The sequence below is a fragment of the Paenibacillus sp. p3-SID867 genome (assembly GCF_025142895.1).
In the GTDB taxonomy this organism is placed as follows: Bacteria; Bacillota; Bacilli; order Paenibacillales; family Paenibacillaceae; genus Paenibacillus_AQ.
In genome coordinates this window covers 92,297-109,023 of record NZ_JAMBDM010000014.1, presented here as the reverse complement: position 1 = coordinate 109,023, position 16,727 = coordinate 92,297, and the positions used below count along the sequence as shown (strand labels likewise).

The 16,727-nt window shown below is 49.3% G+C and carries 17 protein-coding genes and 1 riboswitch; of the genes, 13 read left to right on the top strand and 4 right to left on the bottom strand.

Annotation, left to right across the window (positions count from 1 at the left end; translation table 11 throughout):
* Positions 1-143 precede the first annotated feature (143 nt).
* A riboswitch (purine riboswitch) is annotated at positions 144-244 on the top strand.
* Between the two features lie 137 nt (positions 245-381).
* Together M4D81_RS25225 and M4D81_RS25220 are read left to right on the top strand one after the other, a co-directional pair.
* Positions 382-951, top strand: coding sequence for a xanthine phosphoribosyltransferase (locus tag M4D81_RS25225; RefSeq protein WP_260068455.1), 570 nt, complete (start codon positions 382-384; stop codon positions 949-951).
* 39 nt (positions 952-990) lie between these two features.
* Complete coding sequence (locus M4D81_RS25220) at positions 991-2,355, top strand: nucleobase:cation symporter-2 family protein (protein ID WP_260068454.1); 1,365 nt, start codon at positions 991-993, stop codon at positions 2,353-2,355.
* A 227-nt stretch (positions 2,356-2,582) separates the two neighbouring features.
* On the opposite strand, the gene M4D81_RS25215 is transcribed toward M4D81_RS25220, so the two are convergent.
* The 4 genes from M4D81_RS25215 to M4D81_RS25200 all read right to left on the bottom strand — a co-directional run bounded on the left by M4D81_RS25215 (position 2,583) and on the right by M4D81_RS25200 (position 6,533).
* Complete coding sequence (locus M4D81_RS25215) at positions 2,583-2,921, bottom strand: DUF4870 domain-containing protein (protein ID WP_071222068.1); 339 nt, start codon at positions 2,919-2,921, stop codon at positions 2,583-2,585.
* Positions 2,922-3,019: 98 nt separating this feature from the next.
* Entirely contained in the window at positions 3,020-4,978 is a 1,959-nt protein-coding gene (locus M4D81_RS25210; protein ID WP_260068453.1) for an electron transport protein, read from the bottom strand.
* A 66-nt stretch (positions 4,979-5,044) separates the two neighbouring features.
* Positions 5,045-5,323: a transposase gene (locus M4D81_RS25205; protein WP_071222066.1), complete on the bottom strand. Its 279-nt coding sequence runs from the start codon at positions 5,321-5,323 to the stop codon at positions 5,045-5,047.
* Between the two features lie 163 nt (positions 5,324-5,486).
* Positions 5,487-6,533, bottom strand: coding sequence for a serine hydrolase domain-containing protein (locus M4D81_RS25200; RefSeq protein WP_260068452.1), 1,047 nt, complete (start codon positions 6,531-6,533; stop codon positions 5,487-5,489).
* A 383-nt stretch (positions 6,534-6,916) separates the two neighbouring features.
* On the opposite strand from M4D81_RS25200, the gene M4D81_RS25195 reads away from it, so the two are divergent.
* From M4D81_RS25195 to M4D81_RS25145, 11 genes are all read left to right on the top strand, one after another.
* Positions 6,917-7,105: a hypothetical protein gene (locus M4D81_RS25195; RefSeq protein ID WP_006208082.1), complete on the top strand. Its 189-nt coding sequence runs from the start codon at positions 6,917-6,919 to the stop codon at positions 7,103-7,105.
* Positions 7,106-7,373: 268 nt separating this feature from the next.
* Positions 7,374-8,123 (top strand): type I methionyl aminopeptidase, encoded by a 750-nt coding sequence (gene map / locus M4D81_RS25190; protein WP_260068451.1) that lies wholly within the window; start codon positions 7,374-7,376, stop codon positions 8,121-8,123.
* Positions 8,124-8,558: 435 nt separating this feature from the next.
* Positions 8,559-9,608, top strand: a complete 1,050-nt coding sequence (coxB, locus tag M4D81_RS25185) for a cytochrome c oxidase subunit II (protein WP_071222063.1) — start codon at positions 8,559-8,561, stop codon at positions 9,606-9,608.
* Between the two features lie 86 nt (positions 9,609-9,694).
* Positions 9,695-11,542 (top strand): cytochrome c oxidase subunit I, encoded by a 1,848-nt coding sequence (gene ctaD / locus M4D81_RS25180; protein ID WP_397376779.1) that lies wholly within the window; start codon positions 9,695-9,697, stop codon positions 11,540-11,542.
* Positions 11,539-12,159 carry a cytochrome (ubi)quinol oxidase subunit III gene (locus tag M4D81_RS25175; protein WP_009590523.1) on the top strand — a complete coding sequence of 207 codons (621 nt, stop codon included), beginning with the start codon at positions 11,539-11,541 and terminating at the stop codon, positions 12,157-12,159. Before ctaD ends, M4D81_RS25175 begins: the two co-directional genes overlap by 4 nt.
* A gap of 3 nt (positions 12,160-12,162) precedes the next feature.
* Positions 12,163-12,486, top strand: a complete 324-nt coding sequence (locus M4D81_RS25170) for a cytochrome C oxidase subunit IV family protein (RefSeq protein ID WP_071222061.1) — start codon at positions 12,163-12,165, stop codon at positions 12,484-12,486.
* A gap of 99 nt (positions 12,487-12,585) precedes the next feature.
* Positions 12,586-13,494, top strand: coding sequence for a cytochrome c oxidase assembly factor CtaG (gene ctaG / locus M4D81_RS25165; protein WP_071222060.1), 909 nt, complete (start codon positions 12,586-12,588; stop codon positions 13,492-13,494).
* Positions 13,495-13,518: 24 nt separating this feature from the next.
* The gene (locus M4D81_RS25160; protein ID WP_260068449.1) at positions 13,519-13,983 is read left to right on the top strand and encodes a DUF420 domain-containing protein; all 465 of its coding nucleotides are present in this window, start codon (positions 13,519-13,521) and stop codon (positions 13,981-13,983) included.
* A 624-nt stretch (positions 13,984-14,607) separates the two neighbouring features.
* Positions 14,608-15,333, top strand: a complete 726-nt coding sequence (locus M4D81_RS25155; protein WP_260068448.1) for a hypothetical protein — start codon at positions 14,608-14,610, stop codon at positions 15,331-15,333.
* A gap of 75 nt (positions 15,334-15,408) precedes the next feature.
* Positions 15,409-15,810: a GntR family transcriptional regulator gene (locus M4D81_RS25150; RefSeq protein ID WP_260068447.1), complete on the top strand. Its 402-nt coding sequence runs from the start codon at positions 15,409-15,411 to the stop codon at positions 15,808-15,810.
* A 6-nt stretch (positions 15,811-15,816) separates the two neighbouring features.
* Positions 15,817-16,719 carry an ABC transporter ATP-binding protein gene (locus tag M4D81_RS25145; RefSeq protein WP_260068446.1) on the top strand — a complete coding sequence of 301 codons (903 nt, stop codon included), beginning with the start codon at positions 15,817-15,819 and terminating at the stop codon, positions 16,717-16,719.
* Positions 16,720-16,727 lie beyond the last annotated feature (8 nt).

Genomic DNA, 16,727 nt, shown 5'->3' with positions numbered 1-16,727 from the left:
AAAACTTATGGGGCGGCCTCTTATTCGTTTTAATTGACCAGCAGTTTATTATTTCCGTAAATTTTCACTTTATTTTTTCATGGGGAATGCGTTATACTTCATTCATTCGGAAATATAACATTTATCGTAAGCATTCTAAGAAATTCGGATATCATACATTTTCTCGTATAGGTGCAGGAATTGGCCTGCATGTCTCTACCCGATCACCGGAAATGATTGGACTACGGGTTATAGCAGCAGCGGACAAGCCAGGTCGATTGACCGGTTGGCTAACGGTGCGTTTTTGCTGCTTACGCCCACTTGTTTCTTTCCCGGCGATTCGGTGAAGGAGGAAGTGGGCTTTTTTGCTTGGAATGTGAACAAATTTTAAGGGGGAGCATCATGCAATTACTGCAGAACAAGGTGAAAGAGGAAGGCATTGTATTAAGCGGACAGGTACTGAAGGTGGATTCATTCCTGAACCACCAGATGGATCCGGTATTGATGAAAGAGGTAGGTAAGGAATTTACGCGACTGTTTAAGGAAGCGAAAGTGAATCGTGTATTGACCATTGAATCCTCCGGCATCGCGCCCGGCATTATGACCGCCCTTGAGATGGAAGTGCCTCTCATCTTTGCACGGAAGCAGAAGTCGCTGACGCTCCGTGAGGATATATTTGTGGAGAAGGTGTACTCCTTCACCAAGCAGGAGACGAACGAGATTACGGTCGCGAAGAAATTCATCAAGCCCGGCGATAAAGTGCTGATTGTGGATGATTTCCTTGCCAACGGCGAGGCGGCATTCGGGCTTGCCCGAATTGTCGAGCAGGCGGGTGCAGAGGTGGTAGGCATCGGGATCGTTATTGAAAAGGCGTTTCAACCGGGAGGACGCTTGCTGGCCGAAGCGGGTTATCGGGTAGAATCGCTCGTACGGATTGCATCACTTGAAGATGGCGTAGTGACATTCGCATAGAACGAAAGCTAACAATTTATTGGGGGGAATCAAGAAGCCATGGAACAACAGAAACAAGCGGTGCAAGAACCGATTTTCGATAAAAATCGGAGTCCGGGCAAAACCTTTTCACTGGGTTTGCAGCATGTATTGGCAATGTACGCAGGGGCTATCATCGTACCGCTTATCGTCGGTGGTGCACTCGGTTTAACGACGGAGCAGCTGACGTATCTCATCGCCATCGACCTGCTGGCATGCGGGGTCGCTACTTTGCTGCAGGTATTCGGCAACAAGTACTTCGGCATCGGCCTGCCGGTCATGCTCGGCTGCGCGTTCCAAGCGGTAGGTCCGATGATCATTATCGGACAGCAGCACGGCATGTCAGCTATTTATGGAGCGATTATCGCTTCCGGTTTATTTGTCATTCTGTTCTCCGGTTTATTCGGTAAGCTAATTAAGGTATTCCCGCCTGTCGTTACAGGGAGCGTTGTTACGATTATCGGTCTGACGCTGATTCCCGTAGCTTTAACTGACCTTGGTGGTGGGCAAAGTGCAGGGGATGAGTTTGGCAGCGCGTTGAACATTTCCCTTGGCTTCGGCGTTCTAGCCTTCATTATTATCATGAATCGGTTTGCCAAAGGTTTCTTGCGTTCGATATCGGTTCTTCTGGGTCTTATTCTAGGCACCGTGGTAGCCGCATTCTACGGTGGAGTGGATTTAACCCCGCTCCGCGAAGCCGGCTGGTTCCGTGCTCCGCAGCCATTCTATTTTGGCACGCCGGAGTTTAAGATCGTTCCGATCATGACGATGATTCTGGTGGCGATTGTCAGCGTTGCCGAATCGACGGGCGTATTTATGGCGCTTGGCAAAATCGTGGATCGCGATATTACCTCCAAGGATCTGTCCCGTGGTTATCGTGCGGAGGGTCTTGCGATTGTGGTAGGCGGTATTTTCAATTCGTTCCCTTATACCACATACTCTCAAAACGTGGGCCTGATTCAGATGAGCCGCGTGAAGACGCGCGACGTCATCGTAGTCGCAGGCGGTTTGCTTGTATTGATCGGATTCGTTCCGAAGATTGCCGCCATGACGCAGCTTGTACCGACTTCGGTTCTCGGTGGGGCCATGGTAGCCCTGTTCGGCATGGTTGTATCTTCCGGTATTCGGATGTTAGGAGATCAAGTAGACCTTAACCGTCACGAGAACCTGTTCATTATTGCGTGTTCTGTCGGCATGGGCCTTGGTGTAACAACCGTGCCGGGTCTGTTCGCAAGTCTGCCTGACAACCTGCGCATTCTTGCCGATAACGGCATCGTGGCCGGCAGCTTGACCGCGATTGTGCTGAACCTGATCTTTAACGGCTTGAAGTATACGAAGCCCACTCATACAGAGCAAGGTGATACCGCAGAAGGGCATGCTGCATAACCAATGCCCACTGTAAGCAGCCGGACCTCCGGCTGTTTTTTAGTTAAAGTAACAATCTCAGAGGCTAACCTCCTTAGATCGTAAGAAAAACTTCCTTAACTAGCGGTTTGGCTTCTGCAGACAGGACGTCGATAGACGGTTTTCCTTTGATACTGGTCCCGTTCGTTCCAACCAAAAACGGCTGCCTCCATAGAATGGAGGCAGCCGTTTTACGTGATGTATAAGCGTTAGACGCGCTGCATTTGTTTCTCTGCAATATTGCCGATCCAGGGCAGCTTGAACCATTTTCCCTGAATGGCGTTTGCCATAAGCACCAGCCACATCAAGACGCCGACCAGCGCCAGAAGGGCGGAGGCCAGAAGGCCGATGATGGGCACCGCGCTCGACAGCAGGTGAGCGACGGCGAGGATGCCGAAGGCCAGCAAGGACTGCAGCGCGTGGAATATGACGTAGCGGCTTCTCTTTTCTAATGAAAGAAACAGAATTCCTCCGACCATGGGAAAAAAATAGCACAGCGTAGCGGCCAGATTCTCGGGAAGTCCTGTGGACGATTTGAAAGGGGACATCTCATCAACTCCTTGTCTTAGACCGGTTCTGGGGTAGGGCAAGCTTTATACCTTACCTTATGAGCCGATGGGACAAAGTATGATGGTTAAATCCCGAACTATTTCATTTTCAATTGCAGCAGATATTTCACGAGAGCATCCTGCTGCTCCTGCGTGAACCCGCTGCTTTCGTCCACCCAAAACTCATGTCCCTGACCGGTGACATGGGTGTCTCTCAGTCTTGAATCCTTGCGATTCGCCTCGATGACCTGCAGTCTCAACTTACGGTCTATCAGGGCTTTCAGGCTGTTGTAAGGGTCAGGGTGAATCCCTTTCATAAGGGTCTGCGATACGCCGGTTTGCGTCAGCTTAGGCCCGACCGCTACGCCGCCGTCATGTAAATACGGTGCGGACCAGCGAAGACCGATCAACCCTTTGACCTTATAACCGCCGCCCGATGTATGGCCGAAGCCCAACTTGATCTGCTCCAGGTCGATATCATCCAGCGGGATTTTGGTTATTTTGGCACCTGGAGGGATTGGGACAGGCGTGTCGGGCGGGTAGAACTCCGCATCGCCAAAAGCATTCTGCGTGCGCTGAAAAGCCTTTGCTCTTGCGGGCTCGGTACCGATTTCAGCCGCGCGCATAACGCGGTTATTCGTATAGAAGTCACCAGCGTGGCAAGTGATGCATTGCGCTTTTTTGAATACTTCCGCTCCGAGGTTGATCGTCTTGGCATCGGAAATATCCTTGGTATCCGTTTCCGGCGGACGGATCGTATTCTGATAGGCGGACATGGCGTTCACCTGCTCCCCGGCTTTGAAGCCCGGCGAGCTGATGTACAGCCCGTTCGGTGCGATGGCTGAAACCTTCGGGAAATTCGGAATCTTAACAACCTCATTCACGCCGGGAGTTCCGGGATTGGGATCCAGCCGGTTAAAAAATTCGGTGGGCTTCAGCCCGCTGCCCGGATCATAGCGAAACTTGCGATGGGCTGCATTTTGCAAAACGGTGCCCACATAAATCTCTTTGTCGATCCCCCACATCGGTTCACTAACCTCGGTTTGACTCAAGGTATCCGTGTTCTGGGCGTGAACATTGTTGCTGAAGGTGCTAAGTCCCTTGAAGGGACCCGCGGCAGCGAAGCCGCTCCAACTGTATGGATGATCGCCCTTCGTAAACATATCGGGAATTTGGGTCAGGTCACTGACCAGATCCACGGTTGTATCAAACGTGCCGGGCATCCATTTGATCAGATTTTCGTCAACGGCTTTTTCCAGCAGGGCGGGATCCGGCAGCGCTTCGGTTTTTCCTTTGGAGTTTACAATCGTGCGCTGCTCGTTCCTTACATAATCCACCAGGCTGGTAATGTCCGTATGGGTAAAATATGCCGCGCTATTCGGGGCCAGTGCCAGCATTAAACCGAGGTTCAGATCGGAGTTGGGCGCGCCCTCGACGATCATTCCCGTTTCACGGTTGACGGTTGCATGGCAGGCCATGCAGCTAACGCCGATGCGAGCTTTGCCTTCGGCATATTTAAATGTGACGCCAACGGGGGCATAGGCGCCTTTGGCTACGTCAAAGCCGGTATCAATCTTATCCCCCTTGCGGTAGGTCCTGCCTCCGATCGTTACATCCTGATCGAGTTCTACGCGCAAATTGGTTGTTCCGCGTCCTTTTAACTCGGCGAGGGCTTTTGTAATTTTATTCAGTTTCATCGGCCCGCCGATGATTCCCACAATATCAGTTAAGAATACTTCATTGCCAAAAGACTCCTCATACAGTGTGCGACGCCCTAGGGCAAGCAGTTCTTTTGTCACCTCAACGGCGCCATGGGCGGCTGTTAAGCGGGGGTCCTGATCCTTCAGGGCGGTACCGGGAACCGTAAGCGTCTTGCCCCAGATATCATATTGGCGAATGAAACCCGTTTGCTGGGCTTGGATTTGCGTAGTATTCTCCAATTTATGTGCAGGCGGTATATAGGCGTATTCCGGCTCCACAATATTAGCAGCAAGCCATAAGGCCCCTACGACGGTGATCGGGATCAGCCATAGCAGAAGCCGTTTCGATTTTCGCATGTCTTATCACCCTTTTTTATAAGCAGATCTGATGAATCATCTCTTCACTGCCGATATACAAAGGCTTTAGTCTACATGCACATCATGGCGCAGCGGTGATTCGGCATTAACTTGTTTATCAGGACCTTTCTCTTTTGGAACCAGGCGCTCGTCTGTCATGCCTCGATGGTGGTTTTCAAAATCATACTCCGCCAGCCGCCACTCTGTGGAGCCCTTCTGCGGATCGAACGGAAATTCCTCGCCGCGTTTTAAATATTCCTCCCGTCCCCATTCATTCGTGTATGTTCCGTCTACTTCAACCTCTTCTCGCGAAATAGGGTGGAGATCCTTGTCTTTTCCGGACATGTCGCATGCTCCTCTCAGGCTTGATTTTAGAAATGATTCATATCGCATAAAGTAACCAGAAAGAGGAGGTACTATCCGCTGAAATTGTAAGTAAGTCAGATTACGGTTTCGGGAAAGAACCGAATGCTCCTAAGTGTAGTAGGGGCGGCCAAAGGATGATCTGTCAGCTGCCTGAAGGTGATGCAGCAGGTTTTGACTTTAAGTCATCAAGAATATAGCGCTCCAGCAGAGAGCGTGGGTTCTTCCAGCGGCTGACCTTGCTGTCGGCAGTAAATACGACAACCGTATCCAATTGGGGAAAAAGGTAGATTTGCTGTCCTCCATGGCCGTGTGCAAGCGCGAAGGGAGTCCCGTTCTGAATGCCGGTCCACCACTGAAATCCGTAATCTCCAAAGGCGGGATAACCTTTGACCTGCGGAGCGAGGGCTTGCTTAAGCCATGATTCCGGGATGAGTGTGGTGCCTTGCCATCGTCCCCCATTCAGGCAGCAAAGACCGAATTTGGCCATGTCGCGGGAGGTGAGATAGAGGCCGACGTGACCCATGCTGTGGCCCTCGGGACTTGGGGACCAGGCGGCATGGCGAATGCCGAGCGGCTCGAATAAATATTGTCTGGCATAGGCGTAAGCATCCATTCCCGTAGCCTCGCTAATGGCAACGGAGAGCAGATGGGAATCCGTGCTCCGATATTGAAAGAGGCCCATTTCCTGTTCCATGACAGGGAGGGATAGCGCGAAGCTCGTCCATTTCCGGTTGCGGTGGAATCGGTGAATGAGCGGCTCCCCTAGCTTTTTACCGGTTTGCCACGCAAAGCCTGAGGTCATTGTCAGCAGATGATGAAGGGAAACCTTGTGTAATAGCGGATGGGCTCGTTCAGGAACATATCGATGGAAGATATCCATTACAGAGGAATTCAAATCAGGTAATTCGCCGTGTGAGTGGGCGATGCCGCATAACGCTGACGTAAAACTCTTGGTGGCGGACCTGAGATCGTTCAGCGAGGAAACGCCATGACCATTGTAATAGCGTTCGTAGATGAGTTTGCCGGCATGCAGCAGGAGAAAGCTGCGCATTTTCGGATATTGTTTCTGAATGATCAGGTCGACCTGATCAAGCGAATCGAGGTGCAGCCCTGCCTCATGGGGCTCAGCGGCAGGAATAGGTGATCCTAAATCGACAGGGGAATGCAGGATAGACTGTGAGTTCGGCATGAGCTGTAGGCCTCCTTGTATCTAGAATATGATATTCTGCGTATCCATTTGTGATATTCGCTGACTTCTGGAGTCGCGGGAGGTTCGTTTGAATGTATTTTAACCAATCCGGGGAAAAAGGATGACCTGGTAAAAAAACATAGTACCAAAAAACATTTTTTGGGAAAGATGAAACAAACAGAAGAATATGATATAATATATTAATGATTCAGTTGCATGCTGTTAGGGTATGTATAGTGTCAGGTGCATTGGTAAGTTGCTGAATATCAACCTAATGGTCACCGTAAGAACTGCAATATGGCTTCAACTTAATGAGGTAGATCTTTTCGGCATTCTCTTTAAACGGAGTAATTTTATTCCACACGTTTTGGGAGGGATCCATCATGGCAACGAAAGGTCACAATGAGGTTAAGGAAAGTCTGCGGGAAATGACACGAATTTTCCGGCCTAAAGATCCGAAAAAATTTGTAAAGGAGTATGTCCGGAAGTACCATATTATGGGGGGCTATGAAGAAGAGCTTACACTTGTTGTTGAGCATGAACTTGGCAAGCTGAATTCCTCCGTTTCGTAACCTGTAATAGCACCTGGTCTATAGAAATAACCAACACGCATCGCATCTTCACCTTGTTAATGACTAATGATATGAACCATTTAGAGTTTATGGTTAAACCGTTTTTGGGGCAAATGTCCCGAAAGCGGTTTTTTTGCGCGTTTGCCAGTCCCGGTTAAGTGAACAGACTCATCTCCTCGGAAAGTCTATTTCCTGGGGGAATTTTGCATCTGTCCCTACATATATTGTTAGCAATCGATCCGATAAGGATATAAGGGAGTGGACAAATGTGAGGACACAGCTCAGACGGAAGGAAGAAATCGGATATATCCGCGAGGCGGGACGTATATTGGCTGCGTGTCACCGTGAAATAGCGAAGGTCATCAAACCGGGAATCACAACGAGCGAGATCGATGCCAGGGTCGAGAGATTTTTGGAGAAGAATGGGGCTTTGCCCGAGCAAAAAGGATATAAAGGATTTCCATACGCCACTTGTGCTTCGGTCAATGAGGTGGTGTGCCATGGATTCCCTGATCAGCAGCCGCTGCAATCCGGGGATGTTGTGACCATTGATATGGTGGTAAATAAGAACGGGTGGCTGGCGGATTCTGGCTGGACCTATGCGGTAGAACAGGTTTCAAGGGAAGTAAACCAGCTGATGCAGCATACCCATGAAGCGCTGTTTAAAGGGATCGAGGCTGCTCGGCACGGCGCAACCTTGGGCGACGTAGGTTATGCCATTGAGCAGGTTGCCGAAAGGGAAGGCTACGGGATTGTCAAGTCGCTTGTCGGTCATGGCATCGGCCGCGCTATCCACGAGCCGCCTGATGTCCCGAACTATGGCATTCCAGGAAGGGGACTTAAACTCAAAGAGGGAATGGTCATTACCATCGAACCCGTTTTTACTCTGGGCCCCTCGGGTGCCGTGTTCTGGGGGGATGACGGCTGGACCATTTCCAGTGCGGACGGATCGGTTGGCGTCCAGTATGAGCATACGATTGCTATTACGCGTGGAGAAGCTGTTATCTTGACGGATTAAGATGCCGAAAAATATACCATAATAATAGGAGGTTTTCTTCGCGAGGCATCAGGGCTTTTTGAAGGAGACCTCCTTATGTCATGTGTGTTCAGATAAATGAGGGGCGGCTGCATATAGATTCAAAAAGGCGGAAATGACTGTATATATAGCTATGAAGGCTGTCCCTGACAGGGTGTGAAGAATGTCGAATGATGGGTCGCGGGATGGTGAATACGGTTTGAAAGCGATTGCAAAATCAGTAATGGCGCGACTTTGACGACTTTTCGAACAATTTGTGAACTCCCTGTGAATGATTGACAAAAGCAACCCATGAACTTATATTTAATAAGTGATTGCTTTAATTGACAGGATTACTTCATCCGTGATTGTGCAGGTAGATTACCGCTGTTTGCGCCGGATGGTAGTCTACGAAAATCGGAAAAGTGGGGTAGATCAATGATGAAACGGTGGCAGGCTGTAAAGCGTCTTCTTCCTTTGATGGCCATGTTTGCTTTGGTGTTATCCGGCTGCGGCCGAGAGGATTTGTCGGTCTTAAGACCACAAGGTCCGGTAGCACAAGGTCAACTGGATTTAATTAAGCTCTCCATTTCGATTATGATCGTCGTAATGGTTGTGGTATTTGGAATCGCCGCATACGTGCTTGTTAAATTCCGTCGAAAGAAGGGACAAGATGAAATTCCTGAGCAAGTAGAAGGTAACCATAAGCTGGAGATTATTTGGACGGCGATTCCGCTGCTCTTGGTACTCGTGCTTGCAGTTCCTACTATTCAAAAGGTATTTGCTTACGGAGAGAACGACTGGAACAATCCAGATGCAGTTAAGGTGGAAGTTACTTCTCATCAGTTCTGGTGGGAGTTTAATTATCCAGACTACGGCGTAAGAACCGCTCAAGAGCTGGTTATTCCTGTAGGCAAGAAAATTGCTTTCCAATTAAAAACGAATGATGTGCTTCACTCCTTCTGGGTACCATCGCTCGGCGGCAAGATGGATACAAACACAGAAGGCAGCGTTAACTACATGACTCTGGTTGCTGACAAAGCAGATACATACATTGGTAAATGCGCAGAGTTGTGCGGTCCTTCTCACGGTTTCATGGAATTCCGGGTGAAAGCGGTTGACGATGCGACATTTGACAAATGGGTTGCGGCATTTAAAGAACCTGCTGTGCTTCCTGCCGATGCGGCACTCGCCGAGAAATTCAAGACCAACTGTCTTTCTTGCCACGCTGTGGGCGACCAAGGCGGAGCCATGGGTCCTAACCTGACCGGCATTGGATCACGTGAGACGATTGCGAGTATCTTGCTGAACGACATAAGCGGCAAACCAGGCACGAAGCCGACAAAAGACAACCTGGTGGAATGGCTGATGGAGCCTCAGGCTGTAAAACCTGGCAACACGATGCCTAATCCGAAGGATCTCGGCTTCAGTGACGAAGAAATCGAGCAGATCGCCGATTACTTGGCCAATTATAAGTTGGATTATTAATACAGCAGCAAGAACTTTAAAAGGGGGTACAAACCTTGGCTCACGCTCATGCTCAAAGCCATAGCGTCAAACGCTACACGGGGTTAATGGATTGGCTTACAACCGTTGACCACAAGAAAATCGGGATATTATACCTGATAGCGGGCGGCTTCTTCTTCGGGATTGGCGGTATTGAAGCGATTCTGATTCGCTTGCAGCTGATCAAGCCGATGAACGATCTGGTATCGGCTCAAGTATTTAACGAATTGATTACAATGCACGGAACGACAATGATTTTCCTTGGCGTTATGCCCGTTATCTTCGCCTTGATGAACGCGGTTATTCCGCTTCAGATCGGTGCGCGTGACGTCGCATTTCCATTTTTGAACTCGCTAGGATTTTGGACGTTTTTGTTCGGTGGACTTTTGCTCAATCTTAGCTGGATTATGGGCGGCGCGCCTGATGCGGGCTGGACATCCTATACACCGCTTTCCACAAATGACTACTCGTCCACGCACGGTGTAGACTTTTATACCATAGGTCTTCAGATTGCAGGTCTGGGTACGTTGATCGGTGGTATCAACTTCCTGGCTACCATCATAACGATGCGTGCACCTGGAATGTCCTTCATGAGAATGCCAATGTTTACATGGACGGCTTTCATTACATCGGCCATGATCCTGTTCGCATTCCCTGCAATTACGGTAGGTCTCGTATTGCTTAGCTTTGACCGTTTGCTCGGTGCCAATTTCTTTGATGTTGCGGCTGGCGGTAGCCCCGTATTGTGGCAGCATATTTTCTGGATCTTTGGTCACCCTGAAGTTTACATTCTGATTTTGCCGGCATTCGGTATTATTTCAGAAGTTATTCCGACATTCTCCCGTAAACGTTTGTTCGGATACAGCTCCATGGTATTTGCAACCATCCTGATCGCCTTCTTGGGCTTCATGGTTTGGGCTCACCATATGTTTACGACAGGTCTTGGACCTGTAGCGAATGCGCTCTTCTCCATCGCAACGATGTTGATTGCCGTTCCTACCGGTATCAAAATCTTTAACTGGCTCTTTACGATGTGGGGCGGTCAAATCCGCTTTACCAGTGCAAACCTGTTCGCGATCGGTTTCGTACCGACCTTCGTTATGGGTGGGGTTACCGGCGTCATGCTGGCATCTGCTCCTGCAGACTTCCAGTTCCATGATACGTACTTTGTTGTAGCTCACTTCCACTATGTTATCGTTGGTGGTCTGGTATTCGGTTTGTTTTCCGGTTTGCATTACTGGTGGCCGAAAATGTTCGGTCGCGTACTGAACGAAACGCTTGGCAAATGGACGTTCTGGTTGTTCGCAATCGGCTTCCATCTGACATTCTTCGTACAGCATTTCCTTGGATTGCTCGGTATGCAGCGGCGGATTGTCTCCTATCTGCCGAATCAGAATTTTGACGAACTTAACTTTATCAGTACCATCGGCGCAATCTTGATGGGGATCGGCGTTTTGGCCTTCTTGGCAAACGTTGTGATCACTTCGAGAAAACCGGTTGGTGCTCCGGCCGATCCATGGGAAGATGGCCGTACGCTCGAGTGGAGTATTCCTTCTCCACCGCCAGAGTACAACTTTAAGCAAATTCCGCTTGTTCGCGGCATTGACGCTTATTGGAAAGAGAAGATGGCAGGCAATAAAGAGATGACACCATCCGAACCGGTTGGTCCGATCCACATGCCTTCGCCAAGTATCCTTCCGTTTGTGATGTCACTGGGTCTGTTTATCGCGGGTCTTGGTTTCATGTTTAGCACGGAGGACTTCTCAAATTCGTTCATGAGCTTAATCTTCAATAAATATATCGTTCTGATTGTTGGTCTTCTGATTACGTTCGCGGCAATGATCGCTCGTTCCCTGTACGATGATCATGGATATCACATCGAAGTTGAAGAACTGGAAGGGGAGGGTAAAGCATGAGTCACGCTGAACATGTAAACGGCGAACTTCCTCACGAGCCGGAGAAGGCAACACTCGAAGGCCGTAATAAGGTTCTTGGTTTCTGGCTCTTCCTCGGTGGAGAGGCCGTGCTCTTCGGTACGTTGTTTGCAACGTTCCTGGCGCTTCGCGGACAGAACAACGAAGGCCCAACAGCAGCAGAGCTGTTCTCGCTGCCGATTACGGCAGCGGCAACGTTGATATTGCTTGTCAGTTCCTTGACCAGTGTGTTCGCTATTCAAGCGCTCCACCGTCACAATATCGAGAAGCTGAAGTTGTGGCTGATCGTAACCGTTGTTCTAGGTCTTGGGTTCCTTGGCCTTGAAATTTATGAGTTCTATGAATATGTTGTGCATGAATCGTTTAACATGAAGACGAGTGCATTCTCGTCTGCATTCTATACGCTGGTTGGCTTCCACGGTGCCCACGTCGCTTTCGGGGTTGTGTGGATCAGCCTGTTGATCGCTCAGCTGTACAGAAAAGGGTTAACCGTAGTTACAGCACCTAAGGTATATGTTTCTGCCATGTACTGGCACTTTATCGACGTTGTATGGGTGTTCATCTTCTCGGTCGTATACCTTCTTGGAAAGGTGGGCTAAGGAATGACTGCGAATCAACAATCTAATGAGGGGCCTACAGTAAAACACCGCCATCGTGTGGAAGGCCCTGAGAAACACATTGTTGTCTTTATTTTCTCGATCGTTCTGACTGCGATTGCTTTTGCGGCTGTCGCAGCCGGTGGCATCAACACAGCATTTACAATCATCATTTTGCTGGTTATGGCTGTGTTGCAGGTGTTCGTGCAAATGGGTTACTGGATGCACTTGAAGGACAAAGGGCATCTAATGCCAATCCTGTTTATGATTGGCGGCTTCTTCGTAGCTAGTACCTGTATTGTCATGGCACTGTTCTGGGTTTGGTGGTAAAATGAAAAAGAGGTGGGCTCTTCAGCCCCCTCTTTTTTTAAATCGTAGGAAGGTGTCACAATTTCGACAGAATTTAACCCGTTAAGGGGAGGTTTTTGCATGCTGGGCTTAGAATATTTTAGTTTTGCAGATAAATGGAGTCCCTTGTTCCTGGCATTTATGCTGCTCGTAACAGCAGGCTACTTCCTGTTGACAGGGCCGCTGAGCAGTAGATTCGAAGGGAGTGCTCCAGTTTCCGCAGGAAGGAAAACACTGTTTGTAGGCGGTATGCTTACGTTCTATCTTGCGCAGGGTGGACCTATTGAACTGCTGGGGCATACGATGTTCTCGTTTCATATGGTCAGTATGGCCATGTCCTATTTAATGGCGATGCCGCTCTTGATTCTGGGTATTCCTGTCTGGATGTGGCGTGCCTTCGATAAGGTCAACCCGTTTAAGAAGCTCGGTTTTCTTGCGCGTCCGATCGTTGCAGCGGTTCTGTTTAATGGCTTGTTTTCTTTTTATCACATCCCGGTTATCCATGACTTTGTCATGTTGAACTTCTGGGTGCACCGTTTGTACTATTTGATCCTGTTCATCGCCTCACTGTTGATGTGGTGGGCTATCATTAACCCGATTCCGGAGAAGGACAAGTCCTCAGGTCTTTTGAAAATGGGATACATCTTTCTCAACATGGTATTGTTAACTCCGGCGTGTGCGCTCATTATATTCTCGAGCGAGCCGATGTACGCAACGTACAGCGATCCGGTGGTATGGGCGAAGGCAATGGGATACTGCGTAGCTGGCGATACCTCGGCATTGCTTAGCCAATTTGGCGGACCTGAGTTCTTCGGTTATCTGGAGCCTGCGATTGACCAGCGGGTCGGTGGGATCATCATGAAGTTTTTCCAAGAGATTATTTTTGCCTCGATGCTAGCTTATGTGTTCTTTCATTGGTACAAACGAGAAAATCAGGAAGACGATCCTTTGCCTGGCGAGATTCCTCCCGGCAAGCTCAATCAGGCGTAAGGGGATTATTGAAGGGGGATCCATATGGATTGGTTTTTTATATTTCCCACGGTCAGTACAACGTTTATTGTCATCAGCGCCGTGTTGGTAGCGATTGGCTGGGGTCTAATCATTAAGGGGAAGCGCGAAGCCCACAAGAAAGTGATGATCTGGGCGGCCGTCGCAGCCGTCATCTTCTTTATCATCTATTCCTCGCGCACCGTATTCATCGGGAATACGTCATGGGGTGGTCCTGATGCTCTGCAACCGTACTATCAGGTATTTCTGATCTTCCACATTGTGCTGGCTACCGTAGCAGCGGTGTTCGGGATTACGACATTGACCCTCGGCTTCAAGGAGAAGTATTCCAAGCACCGCAAATGGGGCAGAGTCACGTCAATCATCTGGTTCTTTACCGCCATTACCGGCGTAGCCGTGTATACCTTGCTGTACCTGTTATATCCGGGCGGGCATACCCAGCCTGTATGGAAAGTGATATTTGGAATGTAAGCGTGGAGAACACCCGTCAGAGGAATCTGGCGGGTGTTTTTTTATTGGACAGGGCGGCTCATTTGTGAGGGCAGAGGTGGGGGAGTGTATCCGCTCCGGTCGCTGTTGAAACCAGGAAACTGGGATTAGACGAGGTGGATGTTTCCCGGTTTCAAAGGCGAACGCCAGGTCTCCTCCGCGGCTACACTCCCCTGGTACAGGGAAGCTCTTGAATGAGCCGCCTTGTGGGAGTGACATCCGTCAGGAAGCCTCGGACAGGTGCTTAGAGAGTGTGAGGGCAGGGGAAGGGGAGTGTATCCGCTCCGGTCGCTGTTGAAACCAGGAAACTGGGATTAGATGAGATGGACGTTTCCCGGTTTCAAAGGCGAACGCCAGGTCTCCTCCGCGGCTACACTCCCCTTTTACATGGAAGCACTTGAATGAGCCGCAGCAGGGAAACGTGACACCCGGCAGGAAACCTCTGACGGGTGTTTTTTTAATACTACTATTGACACTGTTTATATACACACTATATACTGTGTATAAAGATATACACAGTGAGCACAGTAATCACACTAAGCACAGTGAAACTTAACTGCGATGATATTGAAATGAATACATGAAGAAATGAAAGGGTGAGACGCGTTGCAACAAGTTATCCATAATGCGCTGAAGATCGTAAAGAAAGACTTCGCAAGCGACAAGCTGCAAATTTTATGGACTATGCTGTTCATGGTGTATATGGGATTTGCCACCAGCGTTATCATAGACAATCAGTTTGAACATTTGGATGAGTACATCAATCCATTTACTGATTTTATGTTGGTGTTCTACGCTCCGTTGTTGGGGTTCCTCTTCAGCAGAAGATCTTTCCGTTATCTGAACGAGGATTCGTACACCCGAATGCTGTATTTTTACCGGAGTATACCGGTTCCGGCCTCGGCCATCTTCGTAAGCCGGCTCATGAACTCGCTGATCGCTTTTACCATAAACGGCATCGTGTTATTTGGAATCGTGTATGCAATAGGCAACCATATTAGGGACGCAATTGACATCCCGAGCTACATTGCATTTGTATTGACTTGGATCGGAATCGGATTTTTAATAACGGGACCCTATATTTACTGGGAAAATATGTGCAGCGGCAAGGCATACTTCAGAAACTCCCTTCTGGTGATGGTGCTTACCGCCGGATCGGCCGTTCTGCTCAGTTTGCTGGGTTACAGCATATTCGAATTCGTAGCGAAAGCCGCCATGAAATGGGGCCTGTTATCTCCGGTGATGTGGGGATCGCTGATTGTGGGATTGGGGGCTATGCTGCTTATGAGCAAATTCACCTACGCCCGGCAGCAGACCAGGGATTTATCATGAAGGGTATGAAGATGAATCCGTATGGCATTGCAATGACACGGGTTGATGTACAAGAGAAAAGCGAGGTGGTAAAAGGTGCGAATTCCGATTCAGATTAATGAAAATAGCGCAGAGCCTTTATATCACCAGATTGAATCACAGCTGCGCTCGCTAATCATTAGCGGTCAGATTGAGGAGGGAACGCTATTGCCGTCCATTAGGGAATTTGCCGGGAATCTGAACTGCAGTGTCATTACGGTACGCAGGGTGTATCAGGATCTTGAGAATGAAGGATTGCTGCGAACGAGACAAGGTACGGGAACCTTCGTTGCCGGTGTCGGCGACCAGGCCCGTGAACAGTATAAACGCGATGCGGTCATTGAGGCATTAAAGATTGCCGTCGATAAAGGACTTGCCGTTCAAATTAACGAAGATGAGTTGAAAGAACTGTTCATCGAAGTTGTCCGGGAAAAATATGACGCAAAAGGAGGTCGTTAACACGCCATGGAACCACATATCATTGAATTTCGTAATGTCATTAAACGACGGAGAACAAAAACCATCGGTCCGATACAATTCTCGATCCCTCAAGGATATATTGTTGCCCTGGTGGGACCTAATGGCTCGGGAAAAAGCACGCTTCTGAACATGATGATGCAGACCGTGTTTCCGGACGAAGGGGAAATCATCTGGTTCGGTGAATCTTACCCCAGAGAGCTTCCGATCTCCATTCGAAAACAAATGGGATTCGTACCCGAACAGCTGAGCGTAGAGGAACAGCATATGACGGTGGATGAAGCGGCAAGCTTTCGCGCATCATGGTATGACACTTGGGACGGTTACTTTTTCGATGAGCTGCTATCCCGGTTCGATGTCCCGCGGGGCGTAAAACTGCGCAAGATGTCCAAAGGGGAACGACGCAAGTTCGAGATCGCCGCTGCACTTGCACCAAGGCCCAAGTTCTTGCTGCTGGATGAACCTTCTTCCGGTCTCGATCCCTTTGCTTGGAAGCTGATGATCGACCAGCTGCACAAAGTGATGAAGTCCATGGACACAACGATCGTGCTCTCAACCCATGTGGTGGATGAAATCCGGCGTCTGGCGGATTACGTCATTCTCATTCATCATGGGAAGCTGCTGGGGATGGTGGAGAAGGACTCGCTGCTGGATAACTGGAAGGAGTGCTGGATACAAGGGGATGCCTTCATTGTCGAGGAGCTGCCGGGTATTCTGAGTTACAAACAAGAGACAACGACTACGATTTCTTTTATAACGACGGAATGCTTGGAAGTGGAGAAGATCCTGCAGTCTGCAGGCATACCGTTTATTCAGACCCGTTCCCTGGAGCTGGATGAAGTGCTTCGATTATGGATTGACGGCAACATTCCTGCCAACGTGCAGAACTAGGATAGAGA